At 65.8% G+C, this 20,910-nt stretch carries 22 protein-coding genes; 4 read left to right on the plus strand and 18 right to left on the minus strand.

The features are described 5' to 3' along the window. A complete protein-coding gene (locus FNA67_RS15435) occupies positions 1 to 420 on the minus strand; it encodes a phage holin family protein (RefSeq protein WP_049705998.1) in 420 nt (139 codons plus the stop codon). A gap of 195 nt (positions 421 to 615) precedes the next feature. On the opposite strand from FNA67_RS15435, the gene FNA67_RS15440 reads away from it, so the two are divergent. Both FNA67_RS15440 and cls read left to right on the plus strand, forming a co-directional pair. Then, the gene (locus FNA67_RS15440) at positions 616 to 960 is read left to right on the plus strand and encodes a hypothetical protein (protein ID WP_147656762.1); all 345 of its coding nucleotides are present in this window, start codon (positions 616 to 618) and stop codon (positions 958 to 960) included. Next, complete coding sequence (cls, locus tag FNA67_RS15445) at positions 957 to 2,390, plus strand: cardiolipin synthase (RefSeq protein ID WP_147656764.1); 1,434 nt, start codon at positions 957 to 959, stop codon at positions 2,388 to 2,390. Before FNA67_RS15440 ends, cls begins: the two co-directional genes overlap by 4 nt. Before the next feature lie 9 nt (positions 2,391 to 2,399). On the opposite strand, the gene FNA67_RS15450 is transcribed toward cls, so the two are convergent. From FNA67_RS15450 to phnG, 13 genes are all read right to left on the minus strand, one after another. Continuing rightward, a complete protein-coding gene (locus FNA67_RS15450) occupies positions 2,400 to 3,764 on the minus strand; it encodes a M24 family metallopeptidase (protein ID WP_147656766.1) in 1,365 nt (454 codons plus the stop codon). Positions 3,765 to 3,850: 86 nt separating this feature from the next. Next, complete coding sequence (locus tag FNA67_RS15455) at positions 3,851 to 4,975, minus strand: alpha-D-ribose 1-methylphosphonate 5-triphosphate diphosphatase (RefSeq protein WP_147658214.1); 1,125 nt, start codon at positions 4,973 to 4,975, stop codon at positions 3,851 to 3,853. Between the two features lie 6 nt (positions 4,976 to 4,981). Continuing rightward, positions 4,982 to 6,328: a phosphonate ABC transporter, permease protein PhnE gene (gene phnE, locus FNA67_RS15460; RefSeq protein ID WP_147656768.1), complete on the minus strand. Its 1,347-nt coding sequence runs from the start codon at positions 6,326 to 6,328 to the stop codon at positions 4,982 to 4,984. A gap of 10 nt (positions 6,329 to 6,338) precedes the next feature. Continuing rightward, on the minus strand, positions 6,339 to 7,274 hold the full coding sequence (gene phnE, locus FNA67_RS15465) for a phosphonate ABC transporter, permease protein PhnE (RefSeq protein WP_371874372.1): 936 nt from the start codon (positions 7,272 to 7,274) through the stop codon (positions 6,339 to 6,341). Between the two features lie 190 nt (positions 7,275 to 7,464). Beyond that, a complete protein-coding gene (gene phnD, locus FNA67_RS15470) occupies positions 7,465 to 8,376 on the minus strand; it encodes a phosphonate ABC transporter substrate-binding protein (RefSeq protein WP_049706004.1) in 912 nt (303 codons plus the stop codon). An 85-nt stretch (positions 8,377 to 8,461) separates the two neighbouring features. Beyond that, positions 8,462 to 9,334 carry a phosphonate ABC transporter ATP-binding protein gene (gene phnC, locus FNA67_RS15475; protein WP_147656770.1) on the minus strand — a complete coding sequence of 291 codons (873 nt, stop codon included), beginning with the start codon at positions 9,332 to 9,334 and terminating at the stop codon, positions 8,462 to 8,464. Between the two features lie 262 nt (positions 9,335 to 9,596). Further along, positions 9,597 to 10,211: a DapH/DapD/GlmU-related protein gene (locus FNA67_RS15480; RefSeq protein ID WP_147656772.1), complete on the minus strand. Its 615-nt coding sequence runs from the start codon at positions 10,209 to 10,211 to the stop codon at positions 9,597 to 9,599. A gap of 140 nt (positions 10,212 to 10,351) precedes the next feature. Then, positions 10,352 to 11,056, minus strand: a complete 705-nt coding sequence (gene phnL, locus FNA67_RS15485; protein ID WP_147656774.1) for a phosphonate C-P lyase system protein PhnL — start codon at positions 11,054 to 11,056, stop codon at positions 10,352 to 10,354. Positions 11,057 to 11,058: 2 nt separating this feature from the next. After that, on the minus strand, positions 11,059 to 11,835 hold the full coding sequence (gene phnK / locus FNA67_RS15490; protein WP_147656776.1) for a phosphonate C-P lyase system protein PhnK: 777 nt from the start codon (positions 11,833 to 11,835) through the stop codon (positions 11,059 to 11,061). Further along, a complete protein-coding gene (locus FNA67_RS15495; protein ID WP_147656778.1) occupies positions 11,832 to 12,716 on the minus strand; it encodes an alpha-D-ribose 1-methylphosphonate 5-phosphate C-P-lyase PhnJ in 885 nt (294 codons plus the stop codon). Before FNA67_RS15495 ends, phnK begins: the two co-directional genes overlap by 4 nt. Continuing rightward, the gene (locus FNA67_RS15500; protein WP_049706010.1) at positions 12,713 to 13,828 is read right to left on the minus strand and encodes a carbon-phosphorus lyase complex subunit; all 1,116 of its coding nucleotides are present in this window, start codon (positions 13,826 to 13,828) and stop codon (positions 12,713 to 12,715) included. Before FNA67_RS15500 ends, FNA67_RS15495 begins: the two co-directional genes overlap by 4 nt. Then, positions 13,829 to 14,425, minus strand: a complete 597-nt coding sequence (gene phnH, locus FNA67_RS15505) for a phosphonate C-P lyase system protein PhnH (RefSeq protein WP_147656780.1) — start codon at positions 14,423 to 14,425, stop codon at positions 13,829 to 13,831. Further along, positions 14,425 to 14,886, minus strand: a complete 462-nt coding sequence (phnG, locus tag FNA67_RS15510) for a phosphonate C-P lyase system protein PhnG (protein ID WP_280176964.1) — start codon at positions 14,884 to 14,886, stop codon at positions 14,425 to 14,427. The genes phnH and phnG overlap by 1 nt, the downstream gene beginning before the upstream one ends. A gap of 113 nt (positions 14,887 to 14,999) precedes the next feature. On the opposite strand from phnG, the gene phnF reads away from it, so the two are divergent. Continuing rightward, positions 15,000 to 15,707, plus strand: a complete 708-nt coding sequence (gene phnF / locus FNA67_RS15515) for a phosphonate metabolism transcriptional regulator PhnF (protein WP_244616363.1) — start codon at positions 15,000 to 15,002, stop codon at positions 15,705 to 15,707. A 273-nt stretch (positions 15,708 to 15,980) separates the two neighbouring features. On the opposite strand, the gene FNA67_RS15520 is transcribed toward phnF, so the two are convergent. Together FNA67_RS15520 and FNA67_RS15525 are read right to left on the minus strand one after the other, a co-directional pair. After that, positions 15,981 to 17,420: an aldehyde dehydrogenase family protein gene (locus FNA67_RS15520; RefSeq protein ID WP_147656784.1), complete on the minus strand. Its 1,440-nt coding sequence runs from the start codon at positions 17,418 to 17,420 to the stop codon at positions 15,981 to 15,983. 16 nt (positions 17,421 to 17,436) lie between these two features. Further along, a complete protein-coding gene (locus tag FNA67_RS15525) occupies positions 17,437 to 18,591 on the minus strand; it encodes a fumarylacetoacetate hydrolase family protein (RefSeq protein WP_147656786.1) in 1,155 nt (384 codons plus the stop codon). Positions 18,592 to 18,857: 266 nt separating this feature from the next. Here FNA67_RS15525 and FNA67_RS15530 point away from each other — a divergent pair, with 266 nt between their 5' ends. After that, positions 18,858 to 19,592 (plus strand): SIMPL domain-containing protein, encoded by a 735-nt coding sequence (locus tag FNA67_RS15530; protein WP_244616364.1) that lies wholly within the window; start codon positions 18,858 to 18,860, stop codon positions 19,590 to 19,592. A 64-nt stretch (positions 19,593 to 19,656) separates the two neighbouring features. Here FNA67_RS15530 and FNA67_RS15535 read toward each other — a convergent pair whose 3' ends face one another. Further along, the gene (locus tag FNA67_RS15535) at positions 19,657 to 20,484 is read right to left on the minus strand and encodes a sulfite exporter TauE/SafE family protein (protein ID WP_053167955.1); all 828 of its coding nucleotides are present in this window, start codon (positions 20,482 to 20,484) and stop codon (positions 19,657 to 19,659) included. Between the two features lie 2 nt (positions 20,485 to 20,486). Beyond that, positions 20,487 to 20,906, minus strand: coding sequence for a secondary thiamine-phosphate synthase enzyme YjbQ (locus FNA67_RS15540; RefSeq protein WP_147656792.1), 420 nt, complete (start codon positions 20,904 to 20,906; stop codon positions 20,487 to 20,489). Positions 20,907 to 20,910 lie beyond the last annotated feature (4 nt).

Here is a 20,910-nt window from a genome sequence, read left to right on the forward strand (position 1 = left end):
TCAGGCGATCGGCGGGATCGGCGGCGTGCGCGGCGTGTCGCTGCGGTTCGAGAGGATCTTCTTGAACAGGAACAGCGGCAGCACCAGCGACGCCAGGACGCCCGCCAGCCACACGATCAGCGATGACAGGATCCAGGTCGTCAGCCCGTCTATGGTCAGCCCGTTGGTCAGCCACGTGGTCACCCACAGCCCTACGAACGTCACCACCAGCGCCACCCCGCCATTGAGCGCGCGCGCATACTGGAAACTCAGCTTGAAGATCAGCGGGCCCAGGATGAACTTGGCGATGGTAAAGATCACCAGCGCTGTCAGGAAGCCGAGCCAGTTGATCTGAAATCCGGGCAGCAACCACGCCGCCACCAGCAATCCGATAGCATTTGCGGCAAGTTCTAGGATAGTCACGACAATAAAACGCAGCATCCTACATACCCTCCACGGCCACTTCACTATTGGCCGCTGCCGCGCACAAAGCAAGCCGCTGAAAATCCACGTCCCGTCAATGGGATGACTTTCCCAATCGCGGCGCCTTGGCTATCCTCCCCGGCGCCGGGCAGGCACCGGACCACGCATGGTCGCGGACGCCGTTCGCCCACGGCGCATCCAGAGGGGGAACCCATGTCCCTGCCCCGTATCCTGCCGATCCTGTTTGCCGCTTTCCTGGCCTTCCTGCCCGCGCTGGCCTTCGCCCAGGAGACGGCCCCGGCTGCCCCTGCTGCCGATCATCCCGTCACCGAAGCCGTGACCAAGGCGGTGGACGATGCCGGCAAGTCCCTCGCCGCCGCGCTTGCAGACGAGATACACGCCGCCGAGGCCACCCTCGCGGGCATCGCGTCGGAGGCCGTCCTCTACCTCGCCATTGCCCTGGCGGTCGGGCTGGTCGTCGGCATGGTGCTCGGCTCGCTGCTCTCCTCGCTCGTCCTGCGCGGCACCATCCGCCGGGCTTTGGCGGCCGGCCGATGACCGTCGAGACGCCTCTCCTGGCCTACCTGCTCGCTGCGGTCTACCTCGCCCTGCAGGTCTTCTTCATTGCCCGGGCCCTGCTCCGCCCCTACCGGCAGCCGGTCTCGCGCCTCGCCTGGGTCATGGTCATGCTGATCGCCCCGGTCGTCGGCATGGCGGCCTATGTGCTCGTGGGCGAAACCAATATCGGGCGTACCCGCTCGGAGCGTAAACGACGGGTCATCGAGGAACTGCCCCGCCCGCCCCGCCACGAGGGCAACCCGCCCGAGCGCTACGTGCCGCTCTTCCGGGCCGGCATGTCCATCAACGGCTATCCCTCCTCAGGTGGCAACCGGGCAGAACTTCTCGCCGATTCCGACGCCACCATCGCCCGCATGGTCGAGGATATCGACGCCGCCACCGCCAACGTCCATGTGCTCTTCTACATCTGGCTGGCCGACGACAATGGCCTCAGGGTCGTCGAGGCCCTCAAGCGCGCCGCGGCCCGGGGCGTCACCTGCCGCGTCATGGCCGACGATTTCGGCTCGCGCGCCATGATCCGTTCCGAACACTGGAAGGCCATGGCCAATGCCGGCGTCATGCTCGCCCGTGCCCTGCCCGTCAGCAACCCGCCGATCTCGGCCCTCTGGGGCCGCATCGACATGCGCAACCACCGCAAGATCGTCGTCATCGACAACGCCATCACCTATTGCGGCAGCCAGAACTGCGCCGACGCCGCCTTCGCGGTCAAACCGAAATTCGCGCCCTGGGTCGATATCATGACGCGCTGGGAAGGGCCGGTGGTGCGCCAGAACCAGCACCTGTTCGCGACCGACTGGATGGGCCACGGCTGCGACGACATCAGCGCCCTGATCGATGCCCCGCTGCCGCCAACGCACGGCCCCGTCGTCGCCCAGGTCATCGGCACCGGCGCCATGGTGCGCCCCTCGGCCATGCCCGAAATCTTCGATTCCGTCATCAACGCGGCGCGCAACGAACTCATCGTCACCACGCCCTACTACGTCCCTGACGAAACCATTCAGGCAGCCCTGTGCGCCTGCGCCTACCGCGGCGTGGAAACCACCTTCATCGTGCCCCAGCGCAACGACAGCTGGATCGTCTCGGCGGCCAGCCATTCCTATTACGAGGAACTGCTCGATGCCGGGGTCAGGATTTACGAATACGTGGGCGGCCTGCTCCACTCCAAGACCATGACGGTGGACGGCGACATCAGCCTCATCGGCTCGGCCAATATCGATCGGCGCAGTTTCGAGCTGAACTTCGAGAACAACATCCTGCTCTACGATCCCGACCTGACGGCCGAGATCCGCGCCCGCCAGCAGGTCTACCTGGCGGCGTCCGTGCCGGTCACCGCGCCCGACGTTGCCCGCTGGCCCCGTCGCCGGCGCCTCTGGAACAACACTATCGCCATGCTCGGCCCCGTGCTCTAGGCGGGGCTCTTAGCCCCGCACCAGCACGTTGTCTGCCTTGAGCCAGAACGGGGGCAGGTAGAGGGGGGTCGAGGAGAGCGGCAGGATGTTCGCCTTGACGTCCACCCCCAGTTCGTCGCGCATGAAGGCGCGGCGCTTCTCGATGCGCTCGGCCACCGCCGGATACTTGGTCTTGAGCTCGGCGCGCAGCACCGCGTCGGCCAGCGTCACCGGGTCCTCGCAGTTGAGCGCCCATCCCGCCTTCATCGGCGTCGGGATCACGTCGATCTGGAACGGCATGCCCGAGCGCAGCTTCTCGCGCGAGCCCGGCCGCACCGGCGAATGCATCCATTCCTCGTGGCCCGTCAGGTGCCCGGGATTGAGCGCCGACTTGAGCCCGCCCTCGGCCAGCTTGCCCACGACCGCGGCATGGAGATCGCCGCCCGCCACCCCGATATCGGCCGTCTCGTACCAGGTCACCAGCGCCTCGAAATAGGCCTTGGCCGGCACGAGGAAGTCCTCGTTCGCCTCGTCGAACAGCCCGGCGCGCGAGGAGAGAGCTCCCCACATGCCGATGGCCGTGGTCACCCCGTCGCCGCGCCGCGGCTTGCGCGCCGTCGGGCTGCGCAGCCCGATGATGCCCTCGCCCGCGCTGGCCGAAGCGAACATGGTATGCACGTTGAGCGGATCGCCCGCGTAGCCCATGCGGCTCACCGCGTCGAACTCGCTGTCGCCCTCGCGCACGCCCCTGACGATATCCCAGAGCATGGTCGAGCACCGCGCCGCCGCCCATTCGAAGGCCGCGATCTGGTCGACATCGATCACCGCGCGCAGGCCCATCTCCGGGTGCATCAGCACGCGCGTCGCGTCCACGACCTTGCCCTCCGCGCCCACGATGCGCTCGAACATCCTCGAATAGACCGCAGGCACGTAAAAGCCGCTGGCCGCGTCCTCGTCTTCTTCAGCTTCGAGGTACTTCCAGCCGACCAGCCCCACGCTGTCGCCGGCCTTGATCCCGGCATCGCGCAGCCGGTCGGCGAGGCGCGGCTCCTGCGTGCGGTCCTGCGCCATCAGGCTGAGCGACTGCGCGCGCAGCACCGTCAGGTCCGGCAGAACGGCCAGCGCCGCATAGCTCTCCGATTCGTTGCCGGTGATCAGCACGCGCTTGCCGCCCGGTCCCAGCAGCAGGAATGCCTCCTCGAACCGCGGCTCGAACCCGGTGAGGAAGACGATGTTCCCGAAATGCTCGCGATCGGCATAGACCGCCAGCCAGTCCATGCCCGCCCCGTCATAGGCCGCCCGCGCCCGCGCCTCATAGACCGAAGCAGGCACCTGCGGCTGGTCCCCCAGCGCACCGAAATCGGGAAGGGCAACTTGCTTGAGCGAGATGGTCATGAGGCGGTCCTGGGACAGGAAAAAGCGATGCCACTGTCGACCACGGAACAGGCTGTCTGTCCAGCCTCGGCAGGCCCCAATCGCGCCTAGGCCACCCGCGTTCCCTCACGGAAGACCTTGCGCACCACCGGCACCCCGTCGGCCATCCGCACCTGCACCAGGTCGCCCCGCTTGCCGACCGCGATCTCGCCGCGATCCTCAAGCCCCAACGCCGCCGCCGGATTGCGCGATACCAGCGCCAGCGCCTCCGGCAAGGCGATGCTCTCGCCCAGCTTGAACGCGGCATGCATCAGGCTCACCGGCACATAGTCGGACGACAGGATATCGAGGAGTCCCGCCTCGGCCAGCGCCCCCGCCGAGATGTTGCCCGAATGCGAGCCACCACGTACGATATTGGGCGCGCCCATCAACACCGCCAGCCCGGCCTCGTGCGAGGCCCGCGCCGCGTCCATCGTCGTGGGGAACTCTGCCACCTTGACGCCGAACCGCATGGATTCCTCCACGTGCTCGACCGTGGCGTCGTCATGGCTCGCCATGGTCACGCCGTGCTCCTGGCAGAACTGGGCGATCGCCACCCGGTTGCCCGGCGCATTCGCCTCCGATTCCTTGACGCGCCGGGCGCAGAACGCCTCGAACTCGGCCAGCGTCTTCTTGGATTTGCCCATGTGATAGACCCGGTAGGCCTCGATCGAGGCGAACTGGCGCTGCCCTGGCGCGTGGTCCATCATCGAGATCAGCCGCACATTGGGGTCGTGCTTGAACGCTTCGAATTCCCCGGCGCATTCGGGCGCCGAAACCTCGCAGCGCAGGTGGATCAGGTGATCCGCCCGCAACCGGTCCTCGGCCTTGGCCGAGGCGATGGCGTCGCCCAGCAGCCGCATGTCGGAGACCGTGATGGTCTCGCTGTAGACCCCCACGCGCAGCGCGTCGAACACCGTCGTGATCCCTGCCGCCGCGATCTGCGCGTCATGGGCCTGCAACGCGGCGGTTGCATTCCAGCGCACGCCCGGGCGCGGCGCGAAATGCGGCTCGATATGGTCGGTATGCAGTTCCACCAGGCCCGGCACCAGGTAGTCTCCGCCCAGGTCCTCGCCCACCGCGCCATTGGCGCCAATATCGGCGATCACCCCGTCCCGCACGAGGACCGAGCCCTCGCGCACTTCGTCTCCCAGCACGATCCGTGCATTTGTCAGCACAACTTCGGTCATCAGGCCCACTCAGTGCTTCGCTCCGATAAGCCGTGAGCGCAAAGCGTTGGAAATATTGTCGAAAACAAAGACCACAATAAGGATGAGCACAACCATATAGGCCACTTTGTCCCAATCCGCATTGGTCTTCATGGCTTCGAGCAGCTTGAGGCCGATACCGCCCGCGCCCACCGCGCCGATGACCGTCGCCGAGCGGATATTGCTCTCCCAGAAATAAAGCGACTGCGAGATGAAGACCGGCAGCACCTGCGGCACCACCCCGTAGCGCTGCACCGTGAGCATGTGCGCCCCCACCGACTTGACGCCCTCGCGTTCCTTGTCGTCGATATTCTCGAGCGCCTCCGCATAGACCTTTCCGAGCGCGCCGGTGTCTGTGAAGAAGATCGCCGCGATGCCCGGGATCGGCCCCGGCCCGAAGCTGCGCGTGAAGAACAGCGCCCAGATCAGCATGTCGATCGAGCGCAGGAGGTCGAATATGCGCTTCATCATCCAGTTGGCCGCCGCATTGGGCGTGATGTTGCGCGCCGCGATGAAGGCCAGGGGCGCTGCCACCAGCGTTCCCAGCAGCGTGCCGACGAACGCCATGACGATCGTCTGGCCGAGCTTGGAAAGAATGTCGGCGTGCTGCCAGACGCTGTTGCCGAGGAAGTCGTCCCACGCCAGCTCGAGGTTGGACATGTTCGGGTCGATCCGCTCACCGGCCACGATCGTCCAGACCACCTGCGGCAGGCCCATGCCCCAGAAGGCGGATTTGGTGTCGAACCAGAAATTCGCCCAGCCCAGGAACCGCCTCTGGATATAGACCTGCGTCCCCCGGATCTCAGCCGAGCCGGCGAAGCCGAAATCCACCAGCACCTTGTCGGTCTTGAACGTCATGGCGCCCGGCGCGTCCTGCGGCATCGTCGCCCCGTCAGGCCCGAGGGTCACCTCGTGTGGCGTGCCGCCCAGATAGACCGTCACCACTTCCGGCGTCACCACGATCCGGTCGGCGTCGCTGCCGAAGGTCGCCGTCACGCTCCCGTCGGGGTTGGTGAAGAGCCAGTCGATGGGCTCGTCGGTCCGGTATTGCGCCCGGCTGTTCCAGGCGATCTCGACCGGTTCGCCCGGCGCAAGCTTGAGCCGCGGCTGGGCGCGCCAGGAATACCAGTCCTGGAGATAGGCGCCCGCCCGGTCCCAGCGCCCTTCCGAGATCACCGAACCCACGTTGAAGAAGACGAAGCAGAAGGCGAGGTAGACCACCGTCACCGCCACCCCGATGGCGATGCCGTGCCGCTGCCAGAAGCTCTTCTCGAAGACCGCCGGATAATTCGCCTTGAGCGTTTCGCGCTCGATATCGGTCAGGGCCAGTTGTGCCATGGCGCGTCTCCTATGCCCCGAAATCGAAGGCTTGCTTGCCCACAAGCCTGCGCCGCAGCCAGGCCGAGAACTGATCCACCGCGATGATCGTCACCAGCAGCAGCAGCACGATCGCGTAGGTCTTGGCCGCATGGTCGCGCCCGATGGAGAGCCGGAACGCCTCCCCGATGCCGCCGCCGCCGACCGCGCCGATAATGGTGGAGGCGCGCACGTTGATCTCGGCGCGCAGCAATGTGTAGGAGACGAAATTGGGCAGCACCTGCGGCACGATGCCGAACCGCACGCGCTCCACCCAGTTGCCCCCCACGGCCCGCAGCCCTTCGTCCGCCTTCATGTCGGCGTTCTCGACCACTTCGTAGAACAGCTTGCCCAGCGCCCCGATGGTGTGGAGCGAAACCGCCACGATGGCCGCGATCGGCCCGATGGAAAGGATCGCCGTCAGCAGCCCCGCCACCACGATCTCGGGAAAGGCGCGCAGCACTTCGAGCACGCGCCGCACCACGAACCGCGCGATGCCCGCGCCCATCAGGTTGGTGGCCGCGAAGAAGCAGAGCAGGAACCCGAACGTCGCCCCGATGATGGTCGAGACCAGGGCGATGTTGATGGTCACCATCAGCTGGTAGAGATAGTTGGGAACGTAGAACCAGTCAGTGACCCAGATGCGGTCGGACGTGTAGTCGAACTTCTGCGAGCCGTCCGCATAGGGGCTCGCGACATCGAACATGGCGCGGAAGATCTCGAGCGGATCACGCGGCACGAACGACCTGAGGAAATCGAAGAAATACGGCAGTCTGTCGAAGAACTTGCCCGAATTGGCCGCGTTCGCGAAATTGAGCGAGGCGGCAAGGATGGCGAGGAACACCACCAGCGCGATCAGCGTATAGATCCGGCGCGTTCGCACCTGGCGGCGGTAGTGGTCATAGACCGTTTGCGTCCCTTCGCTCAGCGAATGGGTCGCGTGGTCGGCAGCATTGGCCACGGCGCTCTCCTTTTAGAAAAACGGCGGTGCCCGCCGGGCAACGGACCGAAAAAGTGGACGCCACTTTTCGGACTCCGTTGCCTAACGAAACGGAGCGCCATCCCCGGGGGGAACCTGGCGCTCCGAGCACCGCCGTCGATAGTTGGAGGTAAGCGGATTAGCCGCCGATCACCGACTTACGCGCGTCGATGATGGTCTGGTAGAAGCTCGGGTCCACTTCGGTGAAGCCCTTGTTTTCGCCCTGGGTGAAGCCCTGGAAGCAGGCGAGGTCCTTGCTCGGCAGGTCCTGGAAGAAGGCCTTGATCTTGCCCTTCCACTCTTCGGGCAGCTTGTTGGAGACCATCAGCGGGCCGTTCGGGATGAGCGGGGAGCGCCAGAGTTCGACGATATCGTCGGTGTCCAGGATGCCCTTGGCGACCATCGAGTGCAGGTTGCCCGAGGAATAGCCCTCGGCCCAGTCACCTACGCCCGAGCCGAACGTGGTGCCGGCGTCGAACTTGTGGTCAAGAACGGCCAGCACCAGGTTCTCGTGGCCGCCGCCGAAGCCGGTCTCCGAGAAGAATTCCTTGATCGGCGCGCCGATGTCCTTGGGCAGCGCGACGTTCGGGACGAGGTAGCCCGAGGTCGAATCCGGGTCGGCGAAGCCGAGCTTCTTGCCCTTGAGGTCGGCCACGGTCTTGAAGCCGGAATCCTTGCGGGCGACCATGAGCGAATAATAGCCGGTCGAACCGTCGGCGCCGACCGTGGTCAGGATCGGATCGACCGCGTTCGGGTCCTTGAGGTAGATGGCCGAATAGGACGAGGCGCCCATCACGGCGATGTCGATGGTCCCGCCGAGCAGGCCCTGGATCACGCCGTTATAGTCCGGCGAGGGGAAGAGCTGCACTTCGGCGACGCCGGTGGCGGCCTTGAGCTCGTCGGCGACGCACTGGGCGTTGCGCATCTGGTCGGCTTCGTTCTCCGAGCCATCCAGGCCGATGCGCAGGACGGTGACGTCCTGGGCGAAGGCGGAGGTGGCGAGCATGGCGAGCGCAGTGGCTGCCAGGAGGGTTTTGCGGAACGCAGTCATGGTTGTCTCCTGTTCGTCGTTTCGCCGAACGCCGCCCTGCGGTTGTCCCGCCTGAGGGTCGTCTCGTCCGGGATTCCTGAAAGTGTTAGTTGGGCAGGCTGACGCCGGCTTCGCCGAGCTGGTTGGCCGCCACGATGTCGGCCGCGTTCTTGCGCTTGCGCTTGGGCTTGTTCGCCGGCTCGATGCTGGTGGAGGTCATCGCCTCCGAGAACGCTTCGTCGAGCCCGTCGGCCCCGTAGATCTGGCGCGCCACATCGGTCGTGAGCTGGTCGGGCGTCCCGTCGAACACCACGCACCCGCCCTGCATGCCGATGATGCGCTCGCAGTAGTTGCGCGCCGTATCGAGCGTGTGGAGGTTCGTGATGACCGTGATCCCGTCATTGCGGTTGATGTCGCGCAGCGAGTCCATCACCACCTGGGCATTGCGCGGATCGAGCGACGCGATGGGCTCGTCCGCGAGGATCATCTTGGGCTCCTGCATCAGGGCCCGTGCAATCGCCACGCGCTGCTGCTGGCCGCCCGAAAGCGTGCCGGCGCGCTGCATGGCGGTCTGCGCGATATCGAGGCGCTCGAGCGCCTTGAGCGCCATCATCTGTTCTTCCTGCGAGAAGATCTTGAGGACCGACTGCACGGTCGAGCGGCGATTGAGCCGCCCCAGCATCACGTTGGTCACCACGTCGAGCCGCGGCACCAGGTTGAACTGCTGGAAGATCATGGCGCAGTCGCGCTGCCAGTCGCGCAGCGCCTGCCCCCTCAATTCGGAAACCTTGAGGCCATCGAAGGAAATCGTGCCTTCGCTGACATCGATCAGCCGGTTGATCATGCGCAGCAGCGTGGACTTGCCCGCGCCCGACCGCCCGATCACCCCGACCATCTGCCCGGCCGGAATGTCGATATCGACCTTCTCGACGGCGACCTTGCTGCCGAACCGGCGCGTGACGTTTTCAATCCTGAGCATGGCCTGCTCCCCGCTTGATTGCAGGAAGCCCTAAGACCCCATCAAGAAGCTGGCGTGAACGGCCCGCGACACTTCCGTGACAATCCAACGCTGAGGATTTCCGGGCCTCTCGGCCTCTATGACAAAAAACAAAGCCCCGGCAACGCCGAGGCATAAGTCACTCTATCCTCGCCCTCTATCTCCCCTAGGGAAGCATAGGGCGCGATCGAGCCAGCAGGTCTCCCTCCCCCCTTGTGGGGGGGGAACAAGGGTGGGGGCTGCCTCACCCCCCATACTTCACCAGAAACTCCTCGCCCGTCAGCGAACGGAAATCCTCGAGCGCCGCGCGCAGTTCGGCATGGCTCCAGTCCCACCAGGCCAGCTTCTGCATCCGCTCGCCCACCTTTTGCGAAAACCGCTCCTTGATGAGCTTGGCCGGCACGCCGCCGACGACGGTGTAGGGCGCCACGTCCTTGGTCACCACCGCGCCCGAGCCGATCACCGCCCCGTCGCCCACCGTGACCCCCGGCAGGATCGTCGTCCCGTGCCCGATCCAGGTATCGTGCCCGATCGTCACCACCCGCGCCTTGCGCCTGGCGAAGAACTCCGCCTCGTGCTCGGCATCCTCGAAATAGTCCCCGGCGCGATAGGTGAAGTGATGCAGCGTCGCCCGCTCGATCGGATGGTTGGTGGCGTTGATCCGCACATGGCTGGCAATGTTGGAGAACTTGCCGATCCGCGCCGAATACACCTCGCAATCGCGCACCAGGTACGAGTAGTCGTCGATCACGCTCTCATAGACATGACTGCGCTCCCCCACCTCCGTATAGCGCCCAAGCTCGGACGCCCGCACCTCTGCGGTCGGATGGACGGAAGGACGTTCGGAGAGGTTTTTCATTGAGATCCTCGTGGGAAACTTGATGTTTGGCGCACCCCCACCCTCGATCCCGCCCCACAAGGGGGAGGGAGGCGATGGGGCGCGATCGAGCCAGCAGGTCTCCCTCCCCCTTGTGGGGAGGGAACAAGGGTGGGGGAAGCTCAAGCCGCCTTCCTGGCCGCAAACCCCGTCACATCCACGATCCGGTCCGCCACCACGTTGCGTACATCCTCGTCATGGAAAATTCCGAGCATCGCCGTCCCTGCCCGCTTCTTCTCGGCGATCATCTCGACCACGATCGCCCGGTTCGCGGCATCGAGCGAAGCCGTCGGCTCGTCCAGCAGCAGCACCGAATGGTCGGTGATGAACCCGCGCGCAATATTGACCCGCTGCTGCTCGCCGCCCGAGAACGTCGCCGGCGGCAGACCCCACAGTCGCTCCGGCAGGTTGAGCCGCGCCAGCAGCTCCTGCGCCTTTACCTGCGCCGCCTCGTGCTCGACGCCACGCACCACCAGCGGCTCGGCCACCACGTCCAGCGCCGATACGCGCGGTACTGTGCGCAGGAACTGGCTGACATAGCCGATGGTGTCGCGCCGCAGCGCCAGCACCATGCGCGGGGTAGCCGCGGCCAGGTCCACCGGCGCGCCCTCGTGCATCAGCAGGATTTCGCCGCTATCCACCGCATAATTGCCGTAGACCATCTTGAGGATCGAGCTCTTGCCCGCCCCCGATGGCCCGCCGAGCACCACGCATTCGCCGGCATTCACCTCGAAATCGACGCCATCCACCACCGGCAGCACCACGCCACCGCGCAGGTGCATGGTGAAGGTCTTGGCGACGCTTTTGACTTGAAGAAGAGCAGTCATCCTCACACCTGCAAAATCGAAGAAACGAGCAACTGCGTGTAAGGCTCGCGCGGATCGTCCAGCACCCTGTCCGTCAGCCCTGCCTCGATCACGTGCCCGTCCTTCATCACCATCATCCGGTGCGAAAGCAGCCGCGCCACCGCCAGGTCGTGCGTCACAACGATCGCCGCCAGCCCCAGCTCGCTCACCAGCGACCTGAGCAGATCCAGCAGCCGCGCCTGCACCGAGACATCCAGCCCACCTGTCGGCTCGTCCATGAACACCAGCCGCGGATTGGTGACCAAATTCCGCGCGATCTGCAACCGCTGCCGCATGCCGCCCGAAAACGCACGCGGCTGGTCGTCGATCCGATCCTCCGCGATCTCCACGCGCCCGAGCCAGTCGATGGCCGTATCGCGGATGCGTCCGTAATGCCGGTCGCCCACCGCCATCAGCCGCTCGCCGACATTGGCGCCGGCCGAAACCGTCATACGCAGGCCATCGGCCGGGTTCTGGTGCACGAAACCCCAGTCCGTCCGCATCAGGAACCGGCGCTCGGCTTCCGAAAGCTCATAGAGGTTCCGCCACACGCCATCGCGCATCCTGTATTCGGCCAGGCCGGAACTCGGCTCGAGATTGGTCGACAGGCAATTGAGCAGCGTCGTCTTGCCCGAACCACTTTCCCCGACAATGGCCAGCACTTCGCCCGGATAGAGCTCGAAGCTGACATCGGCGCAGCCCAGCCGCGAGCCGTAATATTTGGAAAGCCCCGTCACCCGGAGCAGCGGTTCGTCGCTCATTGCGCAGCCTCAAGGTCATGGCCCGCGAGGGCCCCGCGATGGCCGTGCTCGCGCCGGTCCTCGCAATGGTCGGTGTCCGAGCACACGAACATGTGCCCGCCCCTGTCATCGAGCACCACCTCGTCGAGATAGACGCCCGTTGCCCCGCACAGCGCGCAAGGCTCGGAGAATTTCTGCACCTCGAACGGATGGTCCTCGAAGTCGAGGCTGACCACGTTCGTATAGGGCGGCACCGCATAGATCCGCTTCTCGCGCCCTGCCCCGAACAGCTGAAGCGCCCCGGTCATGTGCATCTTGGGATTGTCGAACTTGGGGGTCGGGGACGGGTCCATCACGTAGCGCCCCTCAACCTTGACCGGATAGGCATAGGTCGTGGCGATCTCGCCATGCTTGGCGATGTCCTCGTAGAGCTTCACATACATCAGCCCATATTCCTCGAGCGCATGCATTTTCCGCGTCTCGGTCTCGCGCGGCTCGAGGAAGCGCAGCGGCTCGGGGATCGGCACCTGGTAGACGAGGATCTGGCCCTCGCTCAGCGGCACCTCCGGAATGCGGTGGCGCGTCTGGATGATCGTGGCGTCCCTCGTATGGGTGGTGGTGGCCACCTCGGCGGTCTTGGCGAAGAACGCCCGGATCGAGACCGCATTGGTCGTGTCGTCCGCGCCCTGGTCGATGACCTTGAGCACGTCGTCCGGCCCGATCACCGCCGCCGTCACCTGCACGCCGCCCGTGCCCCAGCCATAGGGCATGGGCATTTCGCGGCTGGCGAACGGCACCTGGTAGCCGGGAATGGCGATCGCCTTGAGGATCGCCCGGCGGATCATGCGCTTGGTCTGTTCGTCCAGATAGGCAAAGTTGTAGTTCGCAATCGCGCCGCTCATTCGGCTGCCTCCTGCATCTCGTCCCGCGCCACGCGCGCATCGTGCTCGGCCCGCAGCCGCCGGATCAGGTCCAGCTCGGCCTGGAAGTCCACGTAGTGCGGAAGCTTGAGGTGCTCCACGAACCCGGTGGCCTGCACGTTGTCGGAATGGGAAATGACGAATTCCTCGTCCTGCGCCGGCGCCACGATGTCCTCGTCGAGCTCGCGCGCCCGCAGCGCCCGGTCGCAGAGCGACATGGCCATGGCCTTGCGCTCGGCCTGCCCGAACACCAGCCCGTAGCCCCGGGTAAACTGCGGCGGCACATTGGCCGAGCCCTTGAACTGGTTGACCATCTGGCACTCGGTGACGCGGATGCGCCCGAGCTTGAGCGGAAAATCCAGTTCCGCCACTTCCAGCTCCACCTCGACCTCGCCGATGCGGATTTCGCCGACGAACGGGTGGGTGCGGCCATAGCCGCGCTGCGTCGAGTAGCCGAGCGCCAGCAGGAACCCTTCGTCGCCGCGCGCCAGCGCCTGCAGGCGCAGGTCGCGGTCGAGCGGGAATTGCAGCGGCTCGCGCGTCAGGTCGCCGATCTCGCCATCCTCGGCCCCTTCATTGCCGAACCCGGTATCGGGCTCGACCAGCCCTTCGTGGGCGAGGAGGTCGGTAACGCGCGGCATGGCCGTATCGCCCGCATCCTGCATATCGGGCTCGGCCACCTCCGCGCCCGCGGCGAGCTCCGGGTCGAGCAGGCGGTGCGTATAATCGAAGGTCGGCCCCAGCACCTGCCCGCCGGGCAGGTCCTTGAACGTCGCCGAAACGCGGCGTTCGACCAGCATGGCGCTGGTATCGATGGGGTTGGAATAGCCGAAGCGTGGCAGCGTCGTGCGATAGGCGCGCACGAGGAAGATCGCCTCGATCAGATCGCCCCGCGCCTGCATGATGGCCAGAGCGGCCAGTTCGCGGTCATAGAGCGAGCCCTCGCCCATGGCGCGATCGACGGCCAGCCCCAGTTGCTCGACGATCTGGTCGATCCGCAACGCCGGCACCGAGCGGTCGCCACGGCGACGGTCGGCAAGCAGCTTGTGGGCATTGGCAATGGCGGCTTCGCCACCCTTTACGGCAACGTACATCTACGCCTCCACAATCCGCGTCGTCCGCGGCAGCCCGACCACCTGGCCGGCGCCCGCGAACAACACATCCACGCCGCACGGGAACAGCTCCCGATTGAGCGCCCACTGCGCGATGAAATCCTCGGTGATGCCCGCAATCGCAAGCGTCTCGGTATCCTTGATGCCGGGCCCGGTGATCGTTCGCCCCGCGCCCTCAAAGCTCTCCACCGCCAGCACCACCGTCGTCGACCGATCCGGATACTCATCGGTTCCAATGGCAAACGCGTCGAGCCTCGGCAGCGTCCCCCACCCGCTCACCAGCGCAAAATCCGCCTCGCGCGGATCGCCGACGATCGGCGCCCCGGTGTGGAACTTGAGCCAGGCCACCACGGCCTCCGACCCCGCCAGCGTCTCATCCAGCCAGACCGGGCAGTCGTGATCGGCCACCGTCAGCGCGACCGCCGCCACTTCCGGCGACAGCGGCGCCGGCGGCATCGCCTCCACATCGATCGGCCGCCTGAGCCCCGGACGCGAAAGCGCGTCCATCACGGAGCGGAACACCGACTGGGAATCCTTGACCAGGTCCGCGAACCCGCCATCGAGAACGAGATTGTCCATCAATCCTCTCCGCGCACCATGGTGAAGAAGTTGACGCGCGTCGCCGCCGTCTCGGCCCGGCGCTGCGCATCGGCCTCCGATGCCGCCTGCTCCAGCAACGCGACCGCTTCCATCACGCGCTGCCGCGCCTCGGTCTGCCACAGCGCATCGAGCGTGGCCGCAACCACCGCCTTCTCGCCATCGCGCCCGAGCGCATAGGAATGCCCGATCTCGCCACCCGGGAGCCGCACCGTCGCCCGTGTCACCGTCGCTTCACCGAGATTGAAGGGCGATCCGCCCCCGCCCGTCCGCCCGCGCACCATGACAAGGCCGGTTTCCGGCCCGCGCACGCGCTGCGTCTGCGGCTTGTCGGCCCATTCATCCCAGATTTCCGCCAGCGCCCGCGTCGGCGCAGCGGCCAGGGCCGCCATCACCCGCTGCCGCTCGGCGTCCCGTTCGCTCTTCAAACTCGTCTCGGCCACTCGGCCCTCCACTTGTCTATTTCACTAGACAACTATATGATGCAAAGCCCCTGATAGGCTGGTTTTGTGAAGCAAGAATGACAGGCGAAAAGAGTCTAGACAAGAGTGGTGGAGTGGCACTCTGGCGGCGCGTGGCCGATGACATCCGGCTCGACATCAACGGCGGCAGGTTCATCGATGGCGGCAAGCTCCCCACCGAAGGCGAGCTGGCAACCCGCTTCGACGTCAACCGTCACACCGTCCGCCGCGCTCTCGCGGTGCTTGAGGAAGAAGGCATCGTCCGCGCCGAACAGGGCCGCGGCCGCTTCGTCCGCGCCGCCCGGCGGCTCAGCTACCCCATCGGCCGCCGCACCCGCTTCTCCGCCGGTCTCGCCGGCCAGGCCAGCGACGTCCACGGCGAACTCCTCGAATCCCGCATCGAGACCCCGCCCCTTCCCGTGAGCAAGGCCCTCGGCCTCACACCCGCAACCCGCGTATTGCGTATGGAAAGCCTCTCCTTCGCCGACGGCCGCCCCCTCACCCGCGCCACCACCTGGACCGGCCCCTCCACCCGCTTCCCGGCCTTGGCCGACGACTTCCGCGAACTGGGCTCGATGACCGCCGCGCTCCGCCGCGCCGGCATCACCGACTACACCCGCCAGGAAACCCGCATCTCGGCCCGCTACGCCGAGTCCTCCGAAAGCCACCAGATGGGCCTCGCCCCCGGCGCCGTGCTCCTCGTAGGCACCTACGTCAACCGCGACCAGGACAGCGTGGCCTTCCAATACACCATGACGAGGTTTGCTGCGGATCGCGTGGAACTGGTGGTGAGCGCGGAGTAGCCGCTCACCAACAACTGGATCGAAACACCTCCCCCCTTGCGGGGGAGGCCGGGAGGGGGTGAGCCCCATTCACAAAGCTCTCCCCTCCCTCCCCCTTGTGGGGAGGGATAGAGGGTGGGGGTAAGCCAGAAACTCCGCGCCCTCCTCACCCCCACCCCTGTCCCCTCCCCACAACGAAGAGGGAAACCCGCCTGCACGATCACGCCTCACAACAAAAAAGGCCCCGAAGCGAAACGCTTCGGAGCCCCGAAATTCCATTCAAATTTTACCGTTTCAGCCGGCGGCGGTATAGGCCGTCTTCACCTGCGTGAAGAACTCCTTGGCGTAGGTGCCCTGTTCCTTGGGGCCGTAGCTCGAGCCCTTGCGGCCGCCGAACGGCACGTGGAAATCGACGCCCGCCGTCGGCACGTTGACCATCACCATGCCCGCTTCCGAGTTGCGCTTGAAGTGCGTCGCGTACTTGAGCGAGGTCGTCACGATACCGGCTGAAAGCCCGAATTCCGTGTCGTTCGCAGTCGCGAGCGCTTCCTCGTAATCCTTGACGCGGATCACCGCCGCCACCGGCCCGAAGATCTCCTCGCGAGAAATCCGCATCTGGTTGGTGGCTTCCGTGAACAGCGTCGGCTGCAGGTAGAAGCCTTCGGTGTCGCACTTGACCAGTTCGCCACCCACGGCAAGCTTGGCGCCTTCCTTCTTGCCGATCTCGATATAGTCGGTGTCCTGCTTGAGCTGGCTGGCGTCCACCACCGGCCCGATATCGGTGCCGGCCTTGAGCGCATCGTCCACCTTGAGGCTACGCACGCGTTCGCTCAGCGCGGCCACGAACGCGTCGTGGATGCCTTCCGTCACGATCACGCGCGAGGAGGCCGTGCAGCGCTGGCCAGTCGAGAAGAAGGCGCTCTGCGCCACGCTTTCGACGGCAACCTTCATGTCGGCGTCGTCGAGCACTATGGTCGGGTTCTTGCCGCCCATTTCGAGCTGGAACTTGCGCATTAGCTTGACCGAAGCTTCGGCCACGCGCTTGCCCGTGCCGACCGAGCCCGTGAAGGTCACGGCATCCACATCCGGGCTGTCGAGCATCGTCTGGCCCACCACCGAGCCGCGGCCCATGACCAGGTTCAGCACGCCCTTGGGCAGGCCCGCGCGCTGGAGAATTTCCACGATCGCCCAGGTCGAGCCAGGCACCAGGTCGGCCGGCTTGATGACCACGGTGTTGCCGTGGCAGAGCGCCGGGGCGATCTTCCAGGTCGGGATGGCGATCGGGAAGTTCCACGGCGTGATGATGCCGACCACGCCAACCGCTTCGCGGGTGATTTCCACGCCCACGCCCGGACGCACCGAGGGGATGATCTCGCCATTGAGCCGCAGCGCCTCGCCGGCGAAGAACTCGAAGATCTGCGCGGCGCGGGTCACCTCGCCGATGCCCTCGGGCAGCGTCTTGCCTTCCTCGCGGCTGAGCAGGCGCCCGAGTTCTTCCTTGCGCGCCAGGATTTCATGGGCGGTCTTGGAAAGGATCGCGTGGCGCTCCAGCAGGCCCGAGCGCGACCATTTCGGGAATGCCGCCTTGGCGGCCGCGATGGCCTGCTTGGTGTCCTCCACCGTCGCCTGCGCGTAAACGCCAACCACATCGGCGGTGTTGGAGGGATTGATGTTCTTGCTCTCGCCCTCGCCGACCCATTCGCCGTCGATCAGGTTCTTGAAGATTTCGGCCATCATGTCTCTCCTAAAGTTACAGCAGTTCCGCCTTGGCCAGGTCGCGCAGCAGGTGGCTGGAGCCATAAGTCCAGGGCGGGCATTCGGTGGAAAGCCGGACGCGATTGCTCAGCGTGCCCAGGCTCGGGGTGGAAATGGATACCACGTCGTTGAGCTTGTGGGTAAACCCCTTGCCGACCCCGTCGCGATCCTTGACCGGCGCGAACATCGTGCCGAGGTAGAGCACCAGCCCGTCCGGATACTGATGATGCCGCCCCACGGTCGCCGCCACCAGCGATTCCGGCGTGCGCGAGATCTGGCTCATGTTCGAGTGACCGTCGAGCACGAACCCGTCCTCGCCCTCGACCTTGAGGGTCAGTTCGGCGCTCTTGATCGTCTCGAGGGTGAACTCGCCATCGAACAGCCGGATGAACGGCCCCAGGGAAGCGGAGGCATTGTTGTCCTTGGCCTTGCCCAGCAGCAGGGCGGAGCGGCCTTCGACGTCGCGCAGGTTGACGTCGTTGCCCAGCGTCGCGCCCACGATGGTCCCGGCGCTCGAAACCACCACGGCCACTTCCGGCTCGGGGTTGTTCCAGCTCGAGACCGGATGCAGACCCACATCGGCGCCGTACCCGACCGAGGACATCGGCTGGCACTTGGTGAAGATTTCGGCGTCCGGCCCGATGCCGACTTCGAGATACTGGCTCCACACGCCCTTGGCGATCAGCGATTCCTTGACCTTCATCGCCGCCGGCGAGCCCGGCACGAGATCGGAAAGGTTGGTCCCCACCAGCGTCAGGATATCCTGGCGCAGCGCGTCGGCGCGCGACTTGTCGCCCCGCGCCTGTTCCTCGATGACACGCTCGAGCAGCGACACCACGAAAGTCACGCCCGAGGCCTTTACCGCCTGCAGGTCGATGGGCGAGAGCAGCGACGGCTGGGTAGCGTCTGTCTTCTCTGCCCAGCTGTTTTCGAGAACCTGCGCCAGCGGACCGATGGCCGTGCCCGGCGCGGATTTGACGTAACCCGCCGGATCAGCCCCCTCGCACACATCGCGCGAAGTCGGCGCCGTTTTGGCGGTGATGTCGTAGACGACCCCGTCGCGCACGGTCACGACGCGCGGAAACTGGAAACCCGGCACACGGGCGCGGCCGAGCAGGACGCCCGACGCTGGGACGATGGCTTCAGTCATGGCTTGGATGCCCCTCGCAAACTCAAGGCCTAAAGAACGCGCCCCTGACTAACGCGCTGGCTCGCATAAATCCAGCACTGGCTGCGTTACGTACATCGGACTTTGGGCTTAGGCGGCCCGGCGCGAAAAATCTTCAGTCCCGCCCCAAGGACTTGCCGATCCCCGTCGTCTCAATGGTGACGGGGCGTTCAACTCCCGTTCAGGTACGCCGCATTAACACCGCAATGACCGGCAAATTCTGTTGGTATTTCAAAATGGAGAGACCCATGCGTCCGATTACTGCCCTTGTTCCCTTTGCTCTCGCAACGGCTCTCACCGCTCCGGCTTTCGCCCAGGAAGCACCGCGCCCCGGCACCATCTCGATCGAGGGTCGCGCCGAAGTTACCGCCGCCCCCGATACCGCCTTCGTGACCTCCGGCGTCACCACCCAGGGCGAGACCGCCCGCGAGGCGCTCGATGCCAATACCAAGGCGATGGCCGACCTCATCGCCGCCCTCAAGGCCTCCAACATCGAAGCCAAGGACATCCAGACCTCTGGCTTCTCGGTGAACCCCAACTACGTCTATTCGGACGAGCGCGATGCGAACGGCTATTCCAAGCCGCCCAAGATCGCCGGCTACCAGGTTTCCAACGCCGTTACCGTTCGCGTGCGCGACCTGCCCTCGCTCGGCCAGGTTCTCGACAAGGCCGTGACCGTTGGCGCCAACACCATCAACGGCGTCAGCTTCAGCGTCGCCGACCCCTCCAAGCTCTATGACGAAGCCCGCAAGGCCGCTTTCGTCGACGCCAAGGAGAAGGCCGACCTCTATGCCGGCGTCGCCGGGGTGAGCCTGGAGCGTATCCTCTCGATCAGCGAGAACCAGAACTTCAGCCAGCCGCCCCAGCCCTACATGATGAAGTCGGCCATGGCCGATGCCTCCGGGGCCGTGCCCGTGCAGGCCGGCGAGATGAGCTTCTCGGTCAACGTCTCGGTGCAGTGGGAACTGGCCGAAGGCAAGTAACCGCAAAAGACGAAGGGGAGCCACGGCTCCCCTTCTCGGCCTTCCCGAAGGCGCAAGCCGCTTCTTACATCAACGCCTTCCAGATCATCTGCGCGCCGACCAGCGTCAGGAATACCGCAAAGACGTATTTGAGCGTCTTCTGGTCGAGCCGATGGGCGATGGCCACCCCGACCGGGGCGCAGAACGCCGCCATCGCGCCCACGATCACCAGGGCGACGAGATTGATGTAGCCCACGCTGAGCGGCGGCAGGCCCGTCGCTGTCCAACCCGAAATGATGAACCCGATGGTGCCGCCCACGGCGATCGCCACCCCGATGGCAGCGCCCGTGCCCACGGCCTTGTGCATGGTTTCGCCGAACGCCGCCAGCGTCGGCACGCTCAGCGATCCGCCGCCCGTGCCCATCAGCGCCGAGACATAGCCCACCACGAACGCCGAGATGCGGTGCGTGAGCGCCGAGCCGCTCAGATGCCCCATCAGCCGGGTCTGGAACGGCAGCACGATATTGGCGGCGATGAAGAGCGACATGACGCCGAAGACCAGCCGCAGCGTATTGCCCGAGAACATCCCCGCCATCAGCCCGCCGATAAGCGTGCCCACGAAGATGAACGGCACCCAGAGCTTTAGCGCGCGCGTGTCCACCGCCCCGCGCTTGTAGTGCGAGCGGGCGCTCATGATGCCGGTCGGGATGATGATCGCCAGCGAGGTCGCCACCGCCACGTGCTGCACCACGTCGCTGTCATAGCCCATCAGGCTCAGGGCCCAGCCCAGCGCCGGCACGATGATGGCGCCCCCGCCGATCCCCAGCAATCCGGCAAACACGCCCGAAAAAGCGCCGGTCACCAACAGGCCGACGACGAACGGCCAGTACCCGGCCAGTTCTCCAATAGTCACGCTCAGTCTCCGATGATGTGCACGACCACCTGCCGCTGGTGCGGCGCCGATCGATGTTCGAAAAGATAGATGCCCTGCCAGGTCCCCAGCACCGGCACGCCGTCGCTGACCGGGATGCCGATCGAGGTCTGCGTCAGCGCCGCCTTGATGTGCGCCGGCATGTCGTCCGGCCCTTCCAGCGTGTGGGTGACCCAGGGCATGTTCTCGGGCACGAGGCGGCTGAAGAACCCCTTAAGGTCCGTCTGAACGTCCGGGTCGGCGTTCTCCTGGATCAGCAGCGAGCACGAGGTGTGGCGGCAATAGACCGTGGCCAGTCCCCGCTCGATCCCCGTGCCCACCACGAAATGGCGGAACGGCCGGGTGATTTCGTAGAGCCCCTGCCCGCTGGTCGCGATCTCGATAACGGTCTGAGTCTGCTGCATTGCC

This window comes from Youhaiella tibetensis, assembly GCF_008000755.1.
Lineage (GTDB): Bacteria > Pseudomonadota > Alphaproteobacteria > Rhizobiales > Devosiaceae > Paradevosia > Paradevosia tibetensis.

What these genes read in the sequence shown, in the direction of transcription:
- FNA67_RS15520 (WP_147656784.1), bottom strand. Translation starts at nt 17,420, where the DNA reads ATGGCCGAAATCTTCAAGAACCTGATCGACGGCGAATGGGTCGGCGAG.
- phnL (WP_147656774.1), bottom strand. Translation starts at nt 11,056, where the DNA reads ATGACTGCTCTTCTTCAAGTCAAAAGCGTCGCCAAGACCTTCACCATG.
- FNA67_RS15495 (WP_147656778.1), bottom strand. Translation starts at nt 12,716, where the DNA reads ATGAGCGGCGCGATTGCGAACTACAACTTTGCCTATCTGGACGAACAG.
- FNA67_RS15450 (WP_147656766.1), bottom strand. Translation starts at nt 3,764, where the DNA reads ATGACCATCTCGCTCAAGCAAGTTGCCCTTCCCGATTTCGGTGCGCTG.
- FNA67_RS15480 (WP_147656772.1), bottom strand. Translation starts at nt 10,211, where the DNA reads ATGAAAAACCTCTCCGAACGTCCTTCCGTCCATCCGACCGCAGAGGTG.
- phnH (WP_147656780.1), bottom strand. Translation starts at nt 14,425, where the DNA reads ATGGACAATCTCGTTCTCGATGGCGGGTTCGCGGACCTGGTCAAGGAT.
- phnE (WP_147656768.1), bottom strand. Translation starts at nt 6,328, where the DNA reads ATGGCACAACTGGCCCTGACCGATATCGAGCGCGAAACGCTCAAGGCG.
- FNA67_RS15530 (WP_244616364.1), top strand. Translation starts at nt 18,858, where the DNA reads ATGCGTCCGATTACTGCCCTTGTTCCCTTTGCTCTCGCAACGGCTCTC.
- phnC (WP_147656770.1), bottom strand. Translation starts at nt 9,334, where the DNA reads ATGCTCAGGATTGAAAACGTCACGCGCCGGTTCGGCAGCAAGGTCGCC.
- FNA67_RS15440 (WP_147656762.1), top strand. Translation starts at nt 616, where the DNA reads ATGTCCCTGCCCCGTATCCTGCCGATCCTGTTTGCCGCTTTCCTGGCC.
- phnK (WP_147656776.1), bottom strand. Translation starts at nt 11,835, where the DNA reads ATGAGCGACGAACCGCTGCTCCGGGTGACGGGGCTTTCCAAATATTAC.
- FNA67_RS15500 (WP_049706010.1), bottom strand. Translation starts at nt 13,828, where the DNA reads ATGTACGTTGCCGTAAAGGGTGGCGAAGCCGCCATTGCCAATGCCCAC.
- FNA67_RS15525 (WP_147656786.1), bottom strand. Translation starts at nt 18,591, where the DNA reads ATGACTGAAGCCATCGTCCCAGCGTCGGGCGTCCTGCTCGGCCGCGCC.
- cls (WP_147656764.1), top strand. Translation starts at nt 957, where the DNA reads ATGACCGTCGAGACGCCTCTCCTGGCCTACCTGCTCGCTGCGGTCTAC.
- phnD (WP_049706004.1), bottom strand. Translation starts at nt 8,376, where the DNA reads ATGACTGCGTTCCGCAAAACCCTCCTGGCAGCCACTGCGCTCGCCATG.
- FNA67_RS15435 (WP_049705998.1), bottom strand. Translation starts at nt 420, where the DNA reads ATGCTGCGTTTTATTGTCGTGACTATCCTAGAACTTGCCGCAAATGCT.
- FNA67_RS15540 (WP_147656792.1), bottom strand. Translation starts at nt 20,906, where the DNA reads ATGCAGCAGACTCAGACCGTTATCGAGATCGCGACCAGCGGGCAGGGG.